The following is a 17,164-nucleotide window of genomic DNA, read 5'->3' as shown; positions in this document are numbered from 1 at the left end:
AACTCAAAAAACAAAATAACTTTTTAAAAATATAGGAATCATGAGAACTTTAAAATTAATCGTAACAGGAATTATTTTATTTGCCGCTAGCACTTCGCAAGCACAAGTTTCAGTAAACGTAAACATAGGAAGACCAGTAGTAGTTAGACCAGCATGGGTACCTAGACAACATGTAAACGTAGATTTTTATTATCTACCAGAAATCCAAACTTATTATGACGTGAACAGTTCATTATATGTTTATTTAGATAACGGAAACTGGTGTCGTACCAGATACCTTCCAGTTAGATACAGAGGCTATGATTTGCATCATGCAAGACGTATTGAATTAAGAGGATATCATGGAAGCCGACCATATTCTTACTACAATAACCACAAAGTAAAATATTACAACAACAGCCATCACAACAGAAGATATGTAGAAGATCGTCGTCATTCTAACAATCATCGTTATGCTGCTAATTATAAAAAATACGATAAACGCGATCATGATAACAGAAGAGATGATCGTCGAGATGATCACAGAGGACAAAAAAACGGATACAGAAACCGTTAATTATTATTAAAATAACACAGAAGCTGTCTCAATACTATAATTTTGAGGCGGCTTCTTCGTTTTATTTATAGTATATAAACTTTATTTAAAATGGTTTCTAAGCCAGAAAAAAGTTTACAAATTGATTAATAACAAAGTGCATTCTTTGATTTTTCACCTTACAAAATATTAAAATATTAGGTTTATCATTATAGAATCACTTTATTTGGAAAATATATATAATTTATCAAAAAAGCATGAAATCTTACTCCCTTGAAGAAATAAACGAAGTCCTTAAAGGCGTTATTTTAGGTACTACAATACAGAAAATCACAGCACCTGAACAACTTGAAGTGGCTTCAGAAACTGAAATTTCTTTTATAGGAAACAAAAAATACGAGAAATTCTGGGCTGCATCAAAAGCAAGTGTTGCAGTAGTAAACGAAGACATTTCTATTGAACCAGGAGAAAACAGAGCCTTTATAAAAGTAAAAAATGCCGATTTGGCCATGTCTCAAATTCTGGAACTTTTTGCACCACCTCTACCTCTATTTCACGTAGACATTCATCCTACTGCAGTAGTCGATAAAACAGCGACTATTGGAGCGGGAACAAAAATTGGCGCAGGAAGCTACATTGGTCCTAAGGTTCAAATTGGAGAAAACACAACGATTTATCCAAACACAACTATTCTGGACGAATGTACTATCGGGAAAAATACGGTAATTTGGTCAGGAACTGTAGTTAGAGAACGTTGCCATATTGGTAACGGATGTATTATTCATCCTAACGCCACTATTGGAGCAGATGGTTTTGGATTCCGTCCTTGTCCTGAAAAAGGATTGGTAAAAATTCCACAAATTGGAAATGTAATCATTGGCCATAATGTCGAAATTGGTGCCAATAGCTGCATCGATAGAGGAAAATTCAGTTCGACAGTTTTAGGTAACGGTTGTAAAATTGATAATTTAGTTCAAATAGGACACAACAGTAAGCTAGGACAATTTTGTATTATGGCTGGAAATAGCGGTTTAGCAGGTTCTGTTACTTTAGGAAACGGTGTAATCATTGGCGGAAGCGCTTCGATAAAAGATCATACGACTATAGGTGATGGTGCAATTGTAGGTGCTGGATCAGGGGTTACTTGTGATATTCCTGCAGGAAAAACCATGTTAGGTTATCCTGCTGTTGAAGCTCGTGATGCGCTAAAACAATGGGCAATTCTAAAAAGACTCGTTAACGAATCTAAGAAATAATTTTTTTTTATTTTTATTTTTTTACCGCAGATTCGCAAATTTAAAACTTTGTGAATCTGCGGTTCTTTTTTTATTTATGTCCAATTACGCAAAGTTTCGCAAAGAAACCACTAAGAATCGCTAAGTTTTAATTTTCTTAATAGCTCAATAATAAAAAGCAAAACTTATATCAACTTAAATTTTATCAGTTAGATTCAAAAAAACTTACCTGACTTATATGGTAAAAACCCAAAGTCATTGAGAAATTAAGTTTTATACTTAATTTTCTTAATCGCTTAATGGTAAAAAAAAACTTATCTGGTTAAAAAACAAAAAAAACTTCAATTGGTTTTGTATTTTAGCCATCAATTTTCTTGCAATTATAAATACTATGGATTTAAACTTCAACAAAAACGAAGACCACAATAGACTTTTACTTTCTGATTTACGACAAAAGTTCGCTAAAATAAAATTAGGAGGAGGCGAAAAACGCATTCAAAAATTGCACAGCGAAGGCAAAATGACCGCTCGCGAACGCATTGATTATTTATTGGATGCCAAAGCTGAAAGTATTGAAATTGGAGCACTCGTTGGAGAAGGAATGTACAAAGAACACGGCGGATGTCCTTCGGGAGGTGTTGTGGTAAAAATAGGTTATATCAAAGGAAAACAATGTATTGTTGTTGCCAATGATGCCACTGTAAAAGCAGGTGCCTGGTTTCCTATTACCGCTAAGAAAAATCTGCGTGCACAGGAAATTGCAATGGAGAACAAAATTTCTATTATTTACTTAGTGGATAGCGCCGGAGTGTATTTGCCTTTGCAGGACGAAATTTTCCCTGATAAAGAACATTTTGGGCGTATTTTCAGGAATAATGCGATGATGAGCAGCATGGGAATTACCCAAATTTCGGCTATTATGGGAAGCTGTGTTGCCGGTGGTGCCTATTTGCCTATTATGAGTGACGAAGCCATTATTGTAGATAAAACAGCGAGTATTTTCCTTGCAGGAAGTTATTTGGTTAAAGCCGCCATTGGCGAAAGTATTGATAACGAAACCTTGGGCGGAGCCACCACACATTGTGAAATTTCAGGTGTGACCGATTATAAAGCGAAAAATGACCAAGATGCCTTAGACAAAATAAAAAATATCGTTGATAAAATTGGGGATTATAACAAAGCGGGATTCAACCGAATTAAAGCTAAAAAACCAACCTTAGACGAAAAAGAAATTTATGGCATTTTGCCAAAAGCCCGAACTGAACAATACGATATGATGGAAATCATCAGTCGAATGGTGGATAATTCGGAATTTGAAGCTTACAAAGACGGCTACGGACAAACTATTATTACAGGATATGCCCGCATTGACGGCTGGGCTGTAGGAATTATTGCCAACCAACGAAAAGTAATCAAAACCAAAAAAGGCGAAATGCAGTTTGGTGGTGTAATTTACTCTGATAGTGCCGACAAAGCCACTCGTTTTATAGCCAACTGCAACCAGAAAAAAATCCCTTTGGTTTTCCTGCAAGACGTTACTGGATTTATGGTGGGTTCAAAATCGGAACAAGGCGGAATCATAAAAGACGGAGCTAAAATGGTGAATGCGGTAAGCAACTCGGTTGTTCCTAAATTTACCGTGATTGTTGGAAATTCTTATGGTGCAGGAAACTATGCTATGTGTGGAAAAGCATACGATCCTAGATTAATTGTAGCCTGGCCAAGTGCCGAATTAGCCGTTATGGGGGGAACTCAGGCTGCTAAAGTATTGGCTCAAATAGAAGCTTCTTCGATGAAAGCCAAAGGAGAAATCATAGACGAAGCCAAAGAAGCCGAATTGTTTGCCAAAATAAAAGCACGTTACGACGAACAAACTTCTCCGTATTATGCTGCTTCCCGCTTATGGACAGACGCCATAATCGATCCATTAGACACCCGAAAATGGATTTCTATGGGTATTGAAGCCGCTAACCACGCTCCTATCGAAAAAGCATTTAATCTGGGAGTGATTCAGGTTTAAGGTTTAACATACGATGTCGCTATACTAATATGCGTATTTGAAAAACAACAATTGACATGACACAAAAAGCCGTAATATTTGACATGGATGGAGTACTTGTGGATTCTGAAAAGTTGTGGAAACAAGCGGAAAAAGAAATATTTTCCTCATTAGGTATAAATGTAACTGACGAAGATTCGGAAGTAACAAAATCAATGACAACTACTGAAGTGAGTGAATTTTGGTTTAACAAATCCCCCTGGCAAAACAAAAATTTGGACGTCGTAGAGCAAATGGTAATTTCGAGAGTCATGGAACTAATAACGACTGAAGATTGTAAAATTAACGGCGTAAAAGAGTTTATCGAAAAACTCAAAAGTAATAATTACAAAATTGGACTCGCAACCAATTCACCTTATAAAATTATTCCAACCGTTTTAGAAAAATTAGAAGTTACGGGATTATTTGATGCCGTTTCTTCAGCTGAATTTGAAGAAAAAGGAAAGCCTGATCCCGCTATTTATATAAATACAGCGGCAAAACTCAATGTAGCTGCAAAAAATTGTCTGGTAATTGAAGATTCACATTCTGGAATGATAGCCGCAAAAAAAGCAGGAATGACGGTAATTGCATTTACCAATGGAAATCCCTTAATAAACTTTGATATTGCAGACTTTACAATCAATCAATTTGATGATGTAGCTATAAATAAAGTAACTTCATACGGCTTAATTTGTAGTAAATGATACTTTAAAATTTGAGATTGATTAACTCTAATATCCACTATACAATTTCATCAATCGTTAAAAACATCGTAAAATCGTTTTCTGTTTTTCTGTCTTTTTATAAGTTCTTACCTTTGCAGACTTGAAAAACTACAAATCAGATTATCTTACAATGAAATTTAAAATAGACAAATTCATTCTTTCTATAATTACAGTTGTCCTTGCCGCTTATTTTTTTCCTCAATTTGGAGGTAAGTCTAGTCCTCTACCGTTAGATAAAATTGCAAGTGTTGGTGTTTCTTTAATCTTCTTTTTTTATGGTCTTAAACTAAGTCCTGAAAAAATAAAAACAGGATTAAAAAACTGGAGATTACATCTTTTAGTACAAGCCTGTACTTTCTTAGTTTTTCCAATCATTATTTTATGTTTTTACCCTTTAATCCATTCCGAATATGATAAAAATATTTGGTTAGCTTTTTTGTTTTTAGCAGCTCTTCCTTCCACTGTCTCTTCATCGGTAGTAATGGTTTCTATGGCAAAAGGAAACATTCCCGCAGCGATTTTTAACGCCAGTATTTCGGGCTTGATTGGAATTATTGTTACACCGCTTTGGTTAGGACTTTTTTTAAATAATACTGGCACTAGTTATGATTTGGGCGAAATTTACAGTAAACTCATTGTTGAAGTTGTAGTTCCAGTTATTGTAGGTTTACTTTTGCATCGTTATTGGGGAAATGTAGCTCAAAAATACAATAGTTATTTGACCTTGTTTGACAAATCCATTATCCTTTTAATTATCTATAAAAGTTTTGCTAGTTCGTTTGAAGAAAATGTTTTTAGCGGAATAGATCCTTTCGATTTTACGGTAATTGCAGTTGCAGTTTTCGGATTATTTTATGTGGTTTATTTTCTTAGTGGTTATATTAGCAACCAACTTGGATTTAGCATCGAAGATAAAATTACAGCTCAGTTTTGTGGTACCAAAAAATCATTAGTCCATGGAACTGTTTTTGCTAAAATATTATTCCCAAACCCAAGTACCATGGGTATTATCTTACTTCCAATTATGCTTTTTCACGCTTTTCAGATTTTCATTATTAGTTTTATTGCCACCAAAATCAGTAATCGAAAAGAAGAAAATGAAGTGTCTTATGTGGGAGAAAAATAATCCATATCATAAAACTAAAAAATTCGCAAATTACAACATCCATCTGGAAATGTAATTTGCGATTTTTTTTTTTTATTAAACACTCATTTACAAAGAACTACTTCCTAATTTAGATCCACAAAAACTGAAAGTCGTAAAAATTTCATTAAATTTGTGTAGAAATTAATATCTACAATGAAATATCCGAGGTACGAATATTCCACAGAAGCTGAATTAAACATCTTTGAATTTGAAAGTATTGGTATAAAAGGTAAAATCGTCAAATTAGTCCAATACACCGAAATGAATATTAAAGGCTATTATAATTTAGCTTTTGGAGATTTAGATATTATAACAAGAGAAATAAATGACGGTGTAATAACAAATAATGGGATGCTACTAAAGTTTTAGCAACAGTTGTTTCTACTGTTTATGCATTTACTGGAAAATACCCAGAAGCTTATATCTTTGCAACTGGAAGTAGCGAAGCCAGAACAAGATTATACAGAATGGGAATTACGAATAATTTAGAAGAATTAAAGAATGACTTTTATGTTTACGGATTAAAAAACGATGAAACTTTTGAGCCATTTATTGTTGGAGAAGATTATTTAGGTTTCTTAATAACACGAAAAAATTAAAACACATGAAAGTGGAAGATTTAAATAAAGCAAAAATACCAGTTGTGAAAATAAATAAAAAACTGGAAGAGTTTAAAGGAAAAATACTATTTCCTGAAAAACTTGAATTGGCTAATAAAATGTTAGATAAAGTAAAGTTGCCAAAAAAATATTTTTTTTTTTAAAACAAATTAATTTAACCAAAAATTCGCAAATTACAACATCCATTTGGAAATGTAATTTGCGAATTTTATTTTTATTCGAAAATCTAAATGATTAAGAAACCGTTTCTTCTTCCTCAACAGCAAATTCCATGTGGTCTTCTGCTTCTGCTACAATTTCTGGTTTTGAAGCCTTAAGTGCATTGAACTTTTCTAATTGCTCTAATTCGTCTTCATCTCCACTGAAATAAGGAAAAACATCTACAATTGGCGATTCAGAAATAGCGGGAATAGAATAATCACCCATGGTGCTTTTCATTGTGAAAACAGTGTTATCATAAGCTTCTTTCACATCATTTGCCTGAATTAAAAAATACATATTGGTCTTGCGTTCTTTACCGCTTTCTTCGTCATAAGCCAGTAAAGAAATTTTAGATTTAAACCAACGATCGGCATTTTCAAAAGGATGAATCTCAGCATAATTAGCCACTTTGATATTGGTAATTTTGAATTCTTCACTAATGTAAGCCTTCATTTCTTCGTTTATTCTACTTTCGGCTTCTGTAAAAGAAATAGCATCAATCAAATACGGTTCAGTCGTAATTTTTTGATTTCCTGTTTCGTCTGTTTTTCTATATTTTACTTTGCATTCGTACCAAATTGCGCTCATAATTTCTTTTTTTAAGGATGCCAAAGATAGATTTTAGAGCAAAAGAAACCGCAAATTATCAAAATAGATATTCACAATTTTGAATTAAAAAAGCTATTTATTTCAAAGCGAAGTATTTAGCTTTTTATTGAAATTAGAAGCTAGAAAAATGCTTAGTTTTGTGTTTCACAATCACTTTCTATGGATTTAGCGGCTCATTATAACCAATTATTTACCGAATCGTCAAAAGCTATTTTGGACAATAATTATGTGATAGACACTAAAATAGATGCTGAAAATGACAATCGTTTTGGGATTACTTTACTCATTCGTCCGCCAGAATCGATTAAAAACAAGATTCAGTCGTTCTTAAACGAACTTAAAAAAGAAAATCCTACGCAATATTATTATCCTAATTCGGATATGCACATTACCGTTTTATCTATTATTTCCTGTTATGACGGTTTTGGTTTAAACCAAATTAATCCCGAAGCATACATTGCCATTATTCAGGAAAACCTAACTGCTATACAAGATTTAGAAATAAACTTCAAAGGAATTACAACCTCTAATTCGACTATTATGATTCAGGGTTTTCCAACAAATGATAGTTTGAATTTATTTCGGGATTTGCTTCGAAAAGCATTTCAAAACAGTTCACTTGAACAAAGTATTGATAGCCGTTATACATTATTTACCGCTCACATTAGTGTTTGTCGTTTTAAAAAAGCGATCAATAATACTGAAAAATTGATTTCCTTATTAGAAAAATACCGCAAGACTGATTTTGGAAAATTTGAAGTAAAAGAAATCGAATTAGTTTATAATGATTGGTATCAGAAAAAGGAAAAAACACAAATTATAAATCCATTTATCGTGTAAAAACCAAATGATTTCCCTTAGATAAATTGGCATCAAATTGATATCCTTCATAATTAAATCCTTTCAAATCATCAATGGTTTCAACATTAGTATCAATAATATAACGCACCATCATTCCTCTGGCTTTTTTAGCAAAAAAACTAATTATCTTAAGTTTTCCATCTTTATAATCCTTAAAATCCGGAGTAATTACAGGAACTTTTAAGGCTTTGGTATCAATGGCGGAGAAATATTCATTACTGGCTAAATTGATAAACAATTCGTCTTTTTTTAATTCTTTATTCAACGAATTTGTTAGAGTTGTTTTCCAAAATTCATATAGATTTTTTTTGTCTTCAATAGGCAATTTCGTTCCCATTTCCAGTCGGTACGCTTGCATCAAATCTAACGGATGTAAAATTCCGTACAAACCCGACAGAATTCTTAATTTGTCCTGAAGAACATCTAATTTTTCAACTGGAATGGTATAAGCATCTAAACCCGTATAAACATCGCCATCAAAAGTATAAATAGCAGGACGAGCATTTTCGGCTGTAAAAGGTGTTTTCCAATCTTTATTGCGTTGCCAGTTTAAATCAGCTAATTTGTCTGAAATAGACATTAAATTAGATAAGTCTTTCGGCGATTGCTGTTTCAACACCTTACTAATTTGTCTGGATTCTTTTAAAAATAAAGGTTGAGTAAACTGATTTGTAGGCAGTTCTTTCTCGAAATTCAATGATTTTGCAGGTGATATTACTATTTTCATAAAGTACTTTTAGCATTTTTTCTTATCCAATTCAAAAATACTAATTGATAACAAATTAATCCGTCAGAATTAAATTCTTTTAACTGAATTCTATAAAAAAATTATTCCTAAAAGGATAACAAACTAATTTAAAAGTACTTAAAACTAAAATCGTTACTTGTAATGTTCTTTCACTTTAATACGGCTTTAATAAATTAATAAAAAACGCAAAGTCAATTTCTTGTTTTCCTATTTTAAAGAAGCATAAATAGTCTAATATTATCATTTTAACAACTAGATTTTATGAAGTATTTCGTTATTTTTGCATATCTCTACATTTTTTACAAATATAGAAGCCAAATCATTCATTTCTTTATCTAAATGATAATAACAAACTTAATTCCATGAAAAAAACAATTAAACGCCTTTACAAATCAGACCTTTTTAAAGAATTTTTTGAAAATGAAAAATCCAGTGGACTTATTTTAATTGGTTGTACTTTAATTTCATTACTACTTGCCAATTCTATTTTTTCAACAGAATATTTGCATACTTGGCACATGAAAGTAGGAACCGAAAGTCTTGAATATTGGATTAATGATGGTTTGATGACTATTTTCTTTTTGCTAATTGGATTAGAATTGGAACGAGAAATTTATATAGGTGAATTGTCTAAAATCAAAGAAGCTATGTTGCCTATTTTTGCTGCCTTAGGAGGAATGGTTGTTCCTGCTGGTATCTATTTATTTCTTAATTACGGTACAGCTACTCAGTCGGGAGCGGGAATCCCTATGGCTACTGATATTGCTTTTGCATTAGGTGTGCTTTCTTTATTAGGCAACCGAGTGCCATTAGCGTTAAAAGTATTTTTAACTGCCTTAGCTGTTATTGACGATTTAGGAGCAATTTTAGTCATTGCGATTTTTTATACTAAAACTATTTTTTGGTCTAATCTGGCGATTGCTTTTGGTATTATGTTGTTTTTATTCATCTTAAATCGAATGAAAGTATACAAATTACTTCCTTACCTTATTGGTGGAGTTATTATGTGGTATTTTATGCTTAATTCGGGTGTTCATGCTACTATTACCGGAGTATTATTAGCATTTGTAATTCCTTTTGAAGATGGTAGCAAAAGTTCTATTTCCTATAAATTACAACATTTTTTACATAAACCGGTGGCATTTATTATCCTTCCTATATTTGCTTTGGCCAATACGGCAATTGTTTTAGGATCAGATATTGTTGAAACATTGAGTTTGGATTACAGTAAAGGAATTATGTTGGGATTAGTAATTGGAAAACCTTTAGGTATCGCTCTATTTAGCTTTTTGGCAGTTTCAATTGGTTTGTGTAAATTACCGAAAGGTTTGAACTGGAAAAAAGTGATAGGTGTTGGTTTTCTGGGCGGTATTGGTTTTACTATGTCTATTTTTGTCACTTTACTTGCTTTTAACGATCATCATATTATTAATAATGCTAAATTTATCATTTTACTTTCTTCATTAACTGCTGGTTGCATTGGTTTTATGTCATTAAAACATAACTTAAAGAAAAAATAATGAACTTATTAGTGAGCAAAATCATTGCCTACATTAACCTCAACAAAGGCGAAGAAGACAAGGCTAAAGTTTTAGTTAATGTAAAATCGAATATCTCGTTTAGAGGTTCTAATTTATGGATTTTAGCCTGTGCTATTGTAGTAGCGTCTGTAGGTTTAAATGTCAATTCGACGGCTGTAATTATTGGTGCGATGCTTATTTCTCCTTTGATGGGACCTATCATTGGAGCAGGTTTCGGACTTGGGATATATGATTTTGAATTACTAAAAAGATCCTTAAAAAATCTCTTAGTAGCCACCATAGTGGGCTTAGTAGTTTCTACTATTTATTTCTATATCAGTCCGTTTAAGGAAACCCAGCCCGAACTTTTGTCTAGAACATCTCCTAATATTTATGACATCATCATTGCTTTTTCTGGTGGTTTAGTTGGAGCTATTGCTATAACTAGGGTCGAAAAAGGAAATCCTATTCCTGGAGTTGCTATTGCAACAGCTTTAATGCCTCCGCTGTGTACCGCTGGATATGGTGTAGCTACTGGTAATTTTAAATTCTTTTTTGGAGCAATGTACCTGTACTCCATCAACTGTATTTTTATCTGTATTTCAACTTTTTTTATTGTCAAATTTTTATCCTATCCTATCAAAAAACAACTGGATGAAAAAATGCAGAAAAAAGTACAATATTTTATTAGTAGTTTATTAATCATTTTTATACTTCCAAGTATTTATTTTGCTTACCAATTATTTGAAGAAAAAAAGTACAAACAACAAATTACTGTTTTTACCGATAGAGAATTTGTAAACAAAGGCATGACCATTGTATACCAAAAAACGCAATTCAATAAAAACCCAAAAATTTTAGAATTAGGTTTTCTTTCCAAACGTTTTAGTGATGCCGAAATTAAAGAACTAAATAACAGTCTTAAAGACTATGAATTAAACAACACAAAACTGATAATTAAACAAGACACCACCGATTTAAAAAGTGATATTTTAAACGAAATCAACTTTAATAAATCGGCTTTAAGCCAAAAAGACATCACAATTTTAAATTTAAAAAAACAAATAAAAGAGAACTATTTTGACAATACAGAGTTACTGGCTGAAATGAAAATTTTATTCCCCAACATAGACAACATCTCTATTTCAAATCATGTTTTTAATGAAAACACTGACAGCCTTAAAGTAGTTCCTGTTCTGGTTTATGAAAGCAAAAAAGATATTGAAAAAGCCGAAAAAAACAAGATGATGCTCTGGTTGCAACAGCGATTGTCTAAAAAACAAATCGAAGTTTACCGTCAAAATTAAGCGTTTTACTTATTGCTTTTTTAAAGAAAAAACATGAATTTATTTAGTACTGAATTTGACCAAAACACTAACCTTTTGCCTAAAGACGGAACGGTGCTGTACTATGGAAAAATCATGGATTATTCTAACGCAGCATTTTATTTCAATCGCTTATTAGAAACCATCGAATGGAAAAATGACCAGGCAATTATCTTTGGACAAATCATTACGACCAAACGAAAAGTAGCTTGGTATGGCGATACCAATTTTAAATACAGCTATTCTAAAATTACTAAAGAAGCACTGCATTGGACTCCGGAATTGGAAGCATTAAAACGTTTGATAGAAGAAAAAACTGCCGAAACGTATAATTCTTGTTTACTTAATTTATATCATGACGGCAATGAGGGTATGGCTTGGCACAGCGATGGCGAAAAAGATTTGAAAAAAAATGGAGCTATTGCATCAATCAGTTTTGGAGCCGAAAGGAAATTTGCTTTTAAACACAAAACAACCAAAGAAACGGTTTCTTTAATCTTGGAACATGGAAGTCTTTTAGTCATGAAAGACGAAACGCAAACCCATTGGTTACACCGCCTTCCTCCTACTAAAAAAATAAATAACCTTAGAATTAACTTGACTTTTAGAACGATTGTTAGAGAATAATTTTAAAAACATATAAGTTTAATTATTAGATTATATCTCTTATATGGTTTGATAAACAAGTCTAAATACCTAAAAAATAAAATCTTATTTTCTTAAAAAAACAATACTTTTTTTAACTAAAAAAAGTATAAATAAGGGAATTATTTTGATTTTCAGTAGACCTTTACTATCTTTCCCCATCGATTTAACCAATTAAACAGAACCCTTAAACATTTAAAAAAAATGTTAGAAGAAACGAATGATAACCTGTCGCAACCAAAAAACGAGACAGATGGAAACTCAACAACTGATGTTCAGGCTAATAATGAAGCTTTAGAACAAGCTGTTGAAGAAACTAAAATTTCTAAAAATCAACAAGCTTTAAACGAAATTGAAGAATCAAATGCTGAAGAAAATGAAGACGAAACCTTAAAAGAGCGTCATGAAATTCCGATGCTGGATTATGATACTTTGTCAATGGAAGCACTTGTTGATGAATTGCAAAAACTGGTTTCTAATGAAAAAGTCATGTCGATACGTGACCATGTTGAGGAAATCAAAAAAGCTTTTTTATCTAAATACAATCATTTTATTGAAGAGAAAAAAGAAGAATTCCATGCCGAAAATCCAGAAACTACCGAAGAATTTCAGTATCATTTCCCTTTAAAATCAAAATTTGATCAGTTTTATACTTTATATAAAGACAATAAAAACACCCATTTTAAGAGTTTACAAAACAACTTAAAGACCAATTTAGAAACGCGACTAGCTATAGTTGAAGAACTAAAAGAACTGATTAATCCGAATGAAAATATCAAGGATACCCTAAAACATTTCAACGAATTAAGAGAGCGTTGGAAAAATGCAGGTGCTATCCCAAAAGACAAATACAACCACGTTTGGAACAACTATCATTTTCATGTAGAGAATTTTTACGATTATTTGCACCTTGATAGAGAAGCCAGAGATTTAGACTTTAAACACAATTTAGAGCTAAAACAAAAAATTATTGTACGTGTTGAAGAATTGCTTCAGGAGCAGGATATTAACAAAGCGTTCAGAGAATTACAAGATTTACACCGCATCTGGAAAGAAGACATTGGTCCTGTTTCCAGAGAATTTCGTGATGAAATTTGGAATCAATTTAGTGATTTAACTAAAAAAATGCACGACAAACGCGAAGTTCTTTTCGAAAAAATGAGAGGAACTGAGCAGGAAAATCTTGAAAAGAAGAATGCAATTATTGCTCAAATTGAAGAATTAGGCACTATCAAAGTAAATGCACATTCGCAATGGTTGGTTCAAATAGAAAAAGTAGAAGCTTTAAGAGAAGCTTTTTTCTCTGCTGGAAAAGTTCCTGCTGATGTAAATGAGGCAACTTGGGCAGCATTTAAAACCGCTGTTAGAAATTTCAATACCTTTAAAAATTCTTTTTACAAAGACATCAAAAAGGAACAAAACGAAAATTTAAACAAGAAAAATGCCTTAGTAGCCAAAGCAAACGAACTGAAAGACAGCGAAGATTTTGCAGCAACGACTGCAACCATGAAGCAAATTCAGGAAGACTGGAAAAAAATAGGTCATGTACCTAGAAAATATTCTGATAAAGTTTGGGCTGAATTCAAAGCGGCTTGTAATCATTATTTTGATCGCCTAAAAGACCAAAAAAGTGAGCACAATGCAGAAGAAATGGAAGCTTTTGATAAAAAGAAAGCCTACCTTGAATCTATAAAAGAATTTCAGTTAATTGGTGAACACAAAGCCGATTTGGATGCCATAAAACAGCATATTGAAAACTGGAAAAACTTAGGAAAAGTTCCTTTTACCAGAAGGCATATTGAAGGTAAATTCAACAAAATATTAGATGCTCTTTTTGACAAATTAAGTTTGAGCAAAAAAGATTCGGATATGATGCGTTTTGCTAACAAAATCGAAAATCTTTCCGAAAGTAACGACAGCAGAAAACTAGAAAACGAAAAGATTTTTATTATTCGCAAAATTGAAGAATTGCAAAACGAAATTTTCCAATTAGAAAATAACATTCAGTTTTTTGCCAACACCAGAAATGCTAAAAAAGAAAATTCTATTGTTCTAGAAGTTCGAAAAAACATTGCTATCCACAAAGAAAGTTTAGATACCTGGAAAGAAAAGCTAAAACAACTTAGAAACCTCAATCAAGAATAATAAAGATTTCAGAAAGCAGAAAGCAGTTTTCAGAAAGAAAAAAATAGATTTCAGATTTATAAAAAAAGCGATTTTCAGTTTTGAAAATCGCTTTTTTTACTGTTTGTCTGCCTAATGAAGTCTGCTTTCTGCTTTCTAATCTCTTTCTTCTTTCATGATAATTATCATTTCAAATCGATTCAAATCGATTTATTTTTGAATGATAAAATTAGACTGTCATGAAAAATTCTTTGATTCAAAAATACAATGTTCCAGGCCCTCGATATACCAGTTATCCCACTGTTCCGTACTGGAATGAAGCTGAGTTTTCATACGAAGATTGGGTTTCGTCTTTCAAAAAATCATTTATAGAAAGTAATTCAGCCGAAGGAATCAGTTTGTATATTCATCTTCCGTTTTGCGAAAGTCTGTGTACTTTTTGTGGCTGCACCAAACGAATCACCAAGAATCATAGTGTAGAATCGCCTTATATTCAGGCAATTTTAAAAGAATGGCGTTTGTATAGCCAACTTTTTGACGAAAAACCAATCATTAAAGAAATCCATTTGGGCGGAGGAACACCTACATTTTTTTCGACAAAAAATTTAGAAGATTTGATTAATGGCATTTTTGCTTATGCCAATAAAGCGGAGAATTATGAATTTAGTTTTGAAGGACATCCTAACAATACTACTCATGCTCACTTGCAAAAACTTTACGATTTAGGTTTTAGAAGAGTGAGTTTCGGCGTTCAGGATTATTCCGAAAAAGTCCAAAAAGCCATTCATCGCGAGCAGGCTTTTCATAATGTTGCCAAAGTAACTTTTTGGGCTAGAGCAATTGGTTATACCTCGATTGGTCACGATATTATTTTTGGATTGCCATTTCAAAAAATTGAAGATGTTGTAGATACTATCGAAAAAACAAAATCATTACAACCCGACCGATTGGCTTTTTACAGCTATGCTCATGTACCGTGGATAAAAGGAAATGGACAGCGCGGTTTTAAAGACGAAGACATTCCTAAAGACAATGAAAAGAGAATTTTGTACCAGGTAGGCAAAGAATTATTACTAAAAAATGGTTATCATGAAATAGGAATGGATCATTTTGCCTTAAAAACCGATAGTTTGTACCAATCTTTTAAAAATGGTAAATTGCATCGTAATTTTATGGGCTACAGTTCTTCTAAAACCAAATTGATGATTGGTTTAGGCGTTTCCTCTATCAGCGATAGTTGGTATAGTTTTGCCCAAAATGAAAAAAGCCTAACTGATTATTACCAACTTTTAGAATGGGATAAATTACCTATTTTTAGAGGACATTTATTAACCGATGAAGATATCATCATCAGGAAACATATTTTGAATTTAATGTGCCAATTTGAAACCAGTTGGGACAATAGCTCAACTCATTTCAAAGAAATCCCCAGAGTTTTAGAACAACTTCGAGAAATGGAAAATGATGCTATTCTGATAATTAAAGAAAACGGAGTTCAAGTAACCGATAAAGGCAAAGCCTACGTTAGAAATATTTGTATGGCATTTGATTTACACCTAAAACGAAAAGCTCCCGAAACAGCTTTGTTTTCGATGACGGTTTAAAATAAAAAACAAACCTTGTTTATGACTATTTAAACGAGGTTTGTTTTTTGACAATAATTTATAATAGATTTAGCTTAATCTACTTTGAAACCTTTAATATTAACCACATTTAAAGGAGTTAAAAAATCCAAAAGATGTTTATTGAATTCGTCGGGTTGTTCTAAATTAGAAACATGACCTGCATTTTCTATAACTTGTAATGTTGCTCCTTTAATAGATTCTTTCATCGCTTCTGATTCAGTTAATGGTGTTACAATATCTTCTCTTCCGCAGATAATTAATGTTGGAATATTTATTTTATCCAAAGTAGAACAAGTTTCGGAACGTTCAGCAAGCGCTACCAATCCTTGTTGGATAATGTGTTCCGAATTAGAAAACACAACACTTCTCAATTCTTCTACCAATTCCTTTTTGTTTGTGAATGAATCTTCATGGAAAACTTTTTTAATAAAGCCTTCATTAAAATTCGCAACTCCGTTAACCTCTATTTCACTAATGGCCTCATAACGTTTTTCTTTTACTTCAGGAGTATCGGCGATGCATTGTGTATCCGCTAAAATCAATGCTTCAAAGCGATCAGGAAATCGTTCGTGCGCATTTAAAGTTATAAATCCACCCATAGACAAACCACAAACAATTGCTTTTTGAATTTCTAACTCGTCCATAAAGGCTATTAAATCTTCAGCAAACAAATTAATACTTAGTGGTGATTTCTCATCAGTTGATTTACCAAATCCTCTAATATCAACAGTAATTACACGATAAGCTGATTTTAAAAAATCCAATTGTCCTTGCCACATCGATTTATCAAAAGGGAAACCGTGTAGAAAGATAATTGGAACATTTCCTTCTCCAAGGTCATCATAAGATAATTCAAAATTATTTACAGGAATAGTTAAGTTGAAACCTTTATTTGCTGTTTTCATAGTGTGTACTTTTTAAATATTTATTTTGTAATTGAATTCTATGTCCAATTATTATTTCTAATATTTGTAAAGTTACTCTTGAATTATAAAGCTAGCTTACATGATTTCCAACAATAACTGCATAATTCACACCTACATTAGTACGAAAAGTAGTCAACGAACAAAAGTTATTTTAATGATTTGTAATAAAAATATTATTTCTATATTTGTTAAAAATACACTATACAATAGCGACTATACAGCTGAAATTGGGTAGATTGAAGCCATTAAATGGCTCCTATAAATGAGTTAGCTGTAA

15 protein-coding genes and 1 pseudogene are annotated in these 17,164 nt (G+C 32.2%); 13 read left to right on the top strand and 3 right to left on the bottom strand.

Annotated elements, in window-relative coordinates:
• Positions 1–40: 40 nt before the first annotated feature.
• From AAGV33_RS09190 to AAGV33_RS09160, 7 genes and pseudogenes are all read left to right on the top strand, one after another.
• Positions 41–556, top strand: coding sequence for a hypothetical protein (locus AAGV33_RS09190; RefSeq protein WP_373391679.1), 516 nt, complete (start codon positions 41–43; stop codon positions 554–556).
• Positions 557–792: 236 nt separating this feature from the next.
• Positions 793–1,791, top strand: coding sequence for a UDP-3-O-(3-hydroxymyristoyl)glucosamine N-acyltransferase (gene lpxD, locus AAGV33_RS09185; RefSeq protein ID WP_373391678.1), 999 nt, complete (start codon positions 793–795; stop codon positions 1,789–1,791).
• Positions 1,792–2,161: 370 nt separating this feature from the next.
• Positions 2,162–3,790, top strand: coding sequence for an acyl-CoA carboxylase subunit beta (locus tag AAGV33_RS09180; protein WP_373391677.1), 1,629 nt, complete (start codon positions 2,162–2,164; stop codon positions 3,788–3,790).
• A gap of 56 nt (positions 3,791–3,846) precedes the next feature.
• Positions 3,847–4,515: a hexitol phosphatase HxpB gene (gene hxpB / locus AAGV33_RS09175; RefSeq protein WP_373391676.1), complete on the top strand. Its 669-nt coding sequence runs from the start codon at positions 3,847–3,849 to the stop codon at positions 4,513–4,515.
• A 151-nt stretch (positions 4,516–4,666) separates the two neighbouring features.
• Positions 4,667–5,662, top strand: coding sequence for a bile acid:sodium symporter family protein (locus AAGV33_RS09170; RefSeq protein WP_373391675.1), 996 nt, complete (start codon positions 4,667–4,669; stop codon positions 5,660–5,662).
• Positions 5,663–5,836: 174 nt separating this feature from the next.
• A pseudogene (locus AAGV33_RS09165) lies at positions 5,837–6,282 on the top strand (DUF6934 family protein).
• A 5-nt stretch (positions 6,283–6,287) separates the two neighbouring features.
• Positions 6,288–6,446, top strand: coding sequence for a hypothetical protein (locus AAGV33_RS09160; RefSeq protein ID WP_373391674.1), 159 nt, complete (start codon positions 6,288–6,290; stop codon positions 6,444–6,446).
• Positions 6,447–6,537: 91 nt separating this feature from the next.
• Here AAGV33_RS09160 and AAGV33_RS09155 read toward each other — a convergent pair whose 3' ends face one another.
• Positions 6,538–7,092 (bottom strand): DUF4494 domain-containing protein, encoded by a 555-nt coding sequence (locus tag AAGV33_RS09155; RefSeq protein WP_373391673.1) that lies wholly within the window; start codon positions 7,090–7,092, stop codon positions 6,538–6,540.
• 180 nt (positions 7,093–7,272) lie between these two features.
• On the opposite strand from AAGV33_RS09155, the gene AAGV33_RS09150 reads away from it, so the two are divergent.
• Positions 7,273–7,953: a 2'-5' RNA ligase family protein gene (locus AAGV33_RS09150; protein ID WP_373391672.1), complete on the top strand. Its 681-nt coding sequence runs from the start codon at positions 7,273–7,275 to the stop codon at positions 7,951–7,953.
• On the opposite strand, the gene yaaA is transcribed toward AAGV33_RS09150, so the two are convergent.
• The gene (yaaA, locus tag AAGV33_RS09145) at positions 7,943–8,701 is read right to left on the bottom strand and encodes a peroxide stress protein YaaA (protein ID WP_373391671.1); all 759 of its coding nucleotides are present in this window, start codon (positions 8,699–8,701) and stop codon (positions 7,943–7,945) included. The genes AAGV33_RS09150 and yaaA overlap by 11 nt on opposite strands.
• Before the next feature lie 383 nt (positions 8,702–9,084).
• On the opposite strand from yaaA, the gene nhaA reads away from it, so the two are divergent.
• From nhaA to hemN, 5 genes are all read left to right on the top strand, one after another.
• Positions 9,085–10,242 (top strand): Na+/H+ antiporter NhaA, encoded by a 1,158-nt coding sequence (gene nhaA, locus AAGV33_RS09140; protein ID WP_373391670.1) that lies wholly within the window; start codon positions 9,085–9,087, stop codon positions 10,240–10,242.
• Positions 10,242–11,549 carry a TIGR00341 family protein gene (locus tag AAGV33_RS09135; RefSeq protein ID WP_373391669.1) on the top strand — a complete coding sequence of 436 codons (1,308 nt, stop codon included), beginning with the start codon at positions 10,242–10,244 and terminating at the stop codon, positions 11,547–11,549. Before nhaA ends, AAGV33_RS09135 begins: the two co-directional genes overlap by 1 nt.
• Before the next feature lie 33 nt (positions 11,550–11,582).
• The gene (locus tag AAGV33_RS09130; protein ID WP_373391668.1) at positions 11,583–12,194 is read left to right on the top strand and encodes an alpha-ketoglutarate-dependent dioxygenase AlkB family protein; all 612 of its coding nucleotides are present in this window, start codon (positions 11,583–11,585) and stop codon (positions 12,192–12,194) included.
• 222 nt (positions 12,195–12,416) lie between these two features.
• A complete protein-coding gene (locus AAGV33_RS09125; RefSeq protein WP_373391667.1) occupies positions 12,417–14,357 on the top strand; it encodes a DUF349 domain-containing protein in 1,941 nt (646 codons plus the stop codon).
• A 218-nt stretch (positions 14,358–14,575) separates the two neighbouring features.
• A complete protein-coding gene (gene hemN, locus AAGV33_RS09120; protein WP_373391666.1) occupies positions 14,576–15,940 on the top strand; it encodes an oxygen-independent coproporphyrinogen III oxidase in 1,365 nt (454 codons plus the stop codon).
• A gap of 74 nt (positions 15,941–16,014) precedes the next feature.
• Here the strand turns inward: hemN and AAGV33_RS09115 are convergent, their stop codons facing one another.
• Positions 16,015–16,866 (bottom strand): alpha/beta fold hydrolase, encoded by an 852-nt coding sequence (locus AAGV33_RS09115; protein ID WP_373391665.1) that lies wholly within the window; start codon positions 16,864–16,866, stop codon positions 16,015–16,017.
• Positions 16,867–17,164 lie beyond the last annotated feature (298 nt).

The sequence above is a fragment of the Flavobacterium magnesitis genome (assembly GCF_041729735.1).
Lineage (GTDB): Bacteria > Bacteroidota > Bacteroidia > Flavobacteriales > Flavobacteriaceae > Flavobacterium > Flavobacterium magnesitis.
Note: the sequence above shows the minus strand (reverse complement) of the source record. Positions and strands in the feature narration are given on the sequence as shown.

Excerpts from the sequence above, each read along its gene's own strand:
- AAGV33_RS09190 (WP_373391679.1), top strand. The coding sequence starts at position 41 with ATGAGAACTTTAAAATTAATCGTAACAGGAATTATTTTATTTGCCGCT.
- nhaA (WP_373391670.1), top strand. The coding sequence starts at position 9,085 with ATGAAAAAAACAATTAAACGCCTTTACAAATCAGACCTTTTTAAAGAA.
- AAGV33_RS09150 (WP_373391672.1), top strand. The coding sequence starts at position 7,273 with ATGGATTTAGCGGCTCATTATAACCAATTATTTACCGAATCGTCAAAA.
- AAGV33_RS09170 (WP_373391675.1), top strand. The coding sequence starts at position 4,667 with ATGAAATTTAAAATAGACAAATTCATTCTTTCTATAATTACAGTTGTC.
- hemN (WP_373391666.1), top strand. The coding sequence starts at position 14,576 with ATGAAAAATTCTTTGATTCAAAAATACAATGTTCCAGGCCCTCGATAT.
- AAGV33_RS09160 (WP_373391674.1), top strand. The coding sequence starts at position 6,288 with ATGAAAGTGGAAGATTTAAATAAAGCAAAAATACCAGTTGTGAAAATA.
- yaaA (WP_373391671.1), bottom strand. The coding sequence starts at position 8,701 with ATGAAAATAGTAATATCACCTGCAAAATCATTGAATTTCGAGAAAGAA.
- AAGV33_RS09130 (WP_373391668.1), top strand. The coding sequence starts at position 11,583 with ATGAATTTATTTAGTACTGAATTTGACCAAAACACTAACCTTTTGCCT.
- AAGV33_RS09115 (WP_373391665.1), bottom strand. The coding sequence starts at position 16,866 with ATGAAAACAGCAAATAAAGGTTTCAACTTAACTATTCCTGTAAATAAT.
- lpxD (WP_373391678.1), top strand. The coding sequence starts at position 793 with ATGAAATCTTACTCCCTTGAAGAAATAAACGAAGTCCTTAAAGGCGTT.
- AAGV33_RS09155 (WP_373391673.1), bottom strand. The coding sequence starts at position 7,092 with ATGAGCGCAATTTGGTACGAATGCAAAGTAAAATATAGAAAAACAGAC.
- hxpB (WP_373391676.1), top strand. The coding sequence starts at position 3,847 with ATGACACAAAAAGCCGTAATATTTGACATGGATGGAGTACTTGTGGAT.
- AAGV33_RS09125 (WP_373391667.1), top strand. The coding sequence starts at position 12,417 with ATGTTAGAAGAAACGAATGATAACCTGTCGCAACCAAAAAACGAGACA.
- AAGV33_RS09135 (WP_373391669.1), top strand. The coding sequence starts at position 10,242 with ATGAACTTATTAGTGAGCAAAATCATTGCCTACATTAACCTCAACAAA.
- AAGV33_RS09180 (WP_373391677.1), top strand. The coding sequence starts at position 2,162 with ATGGATTTAAACTTCAACAAAAACGAAGACCACAATAGACTTTTACTT.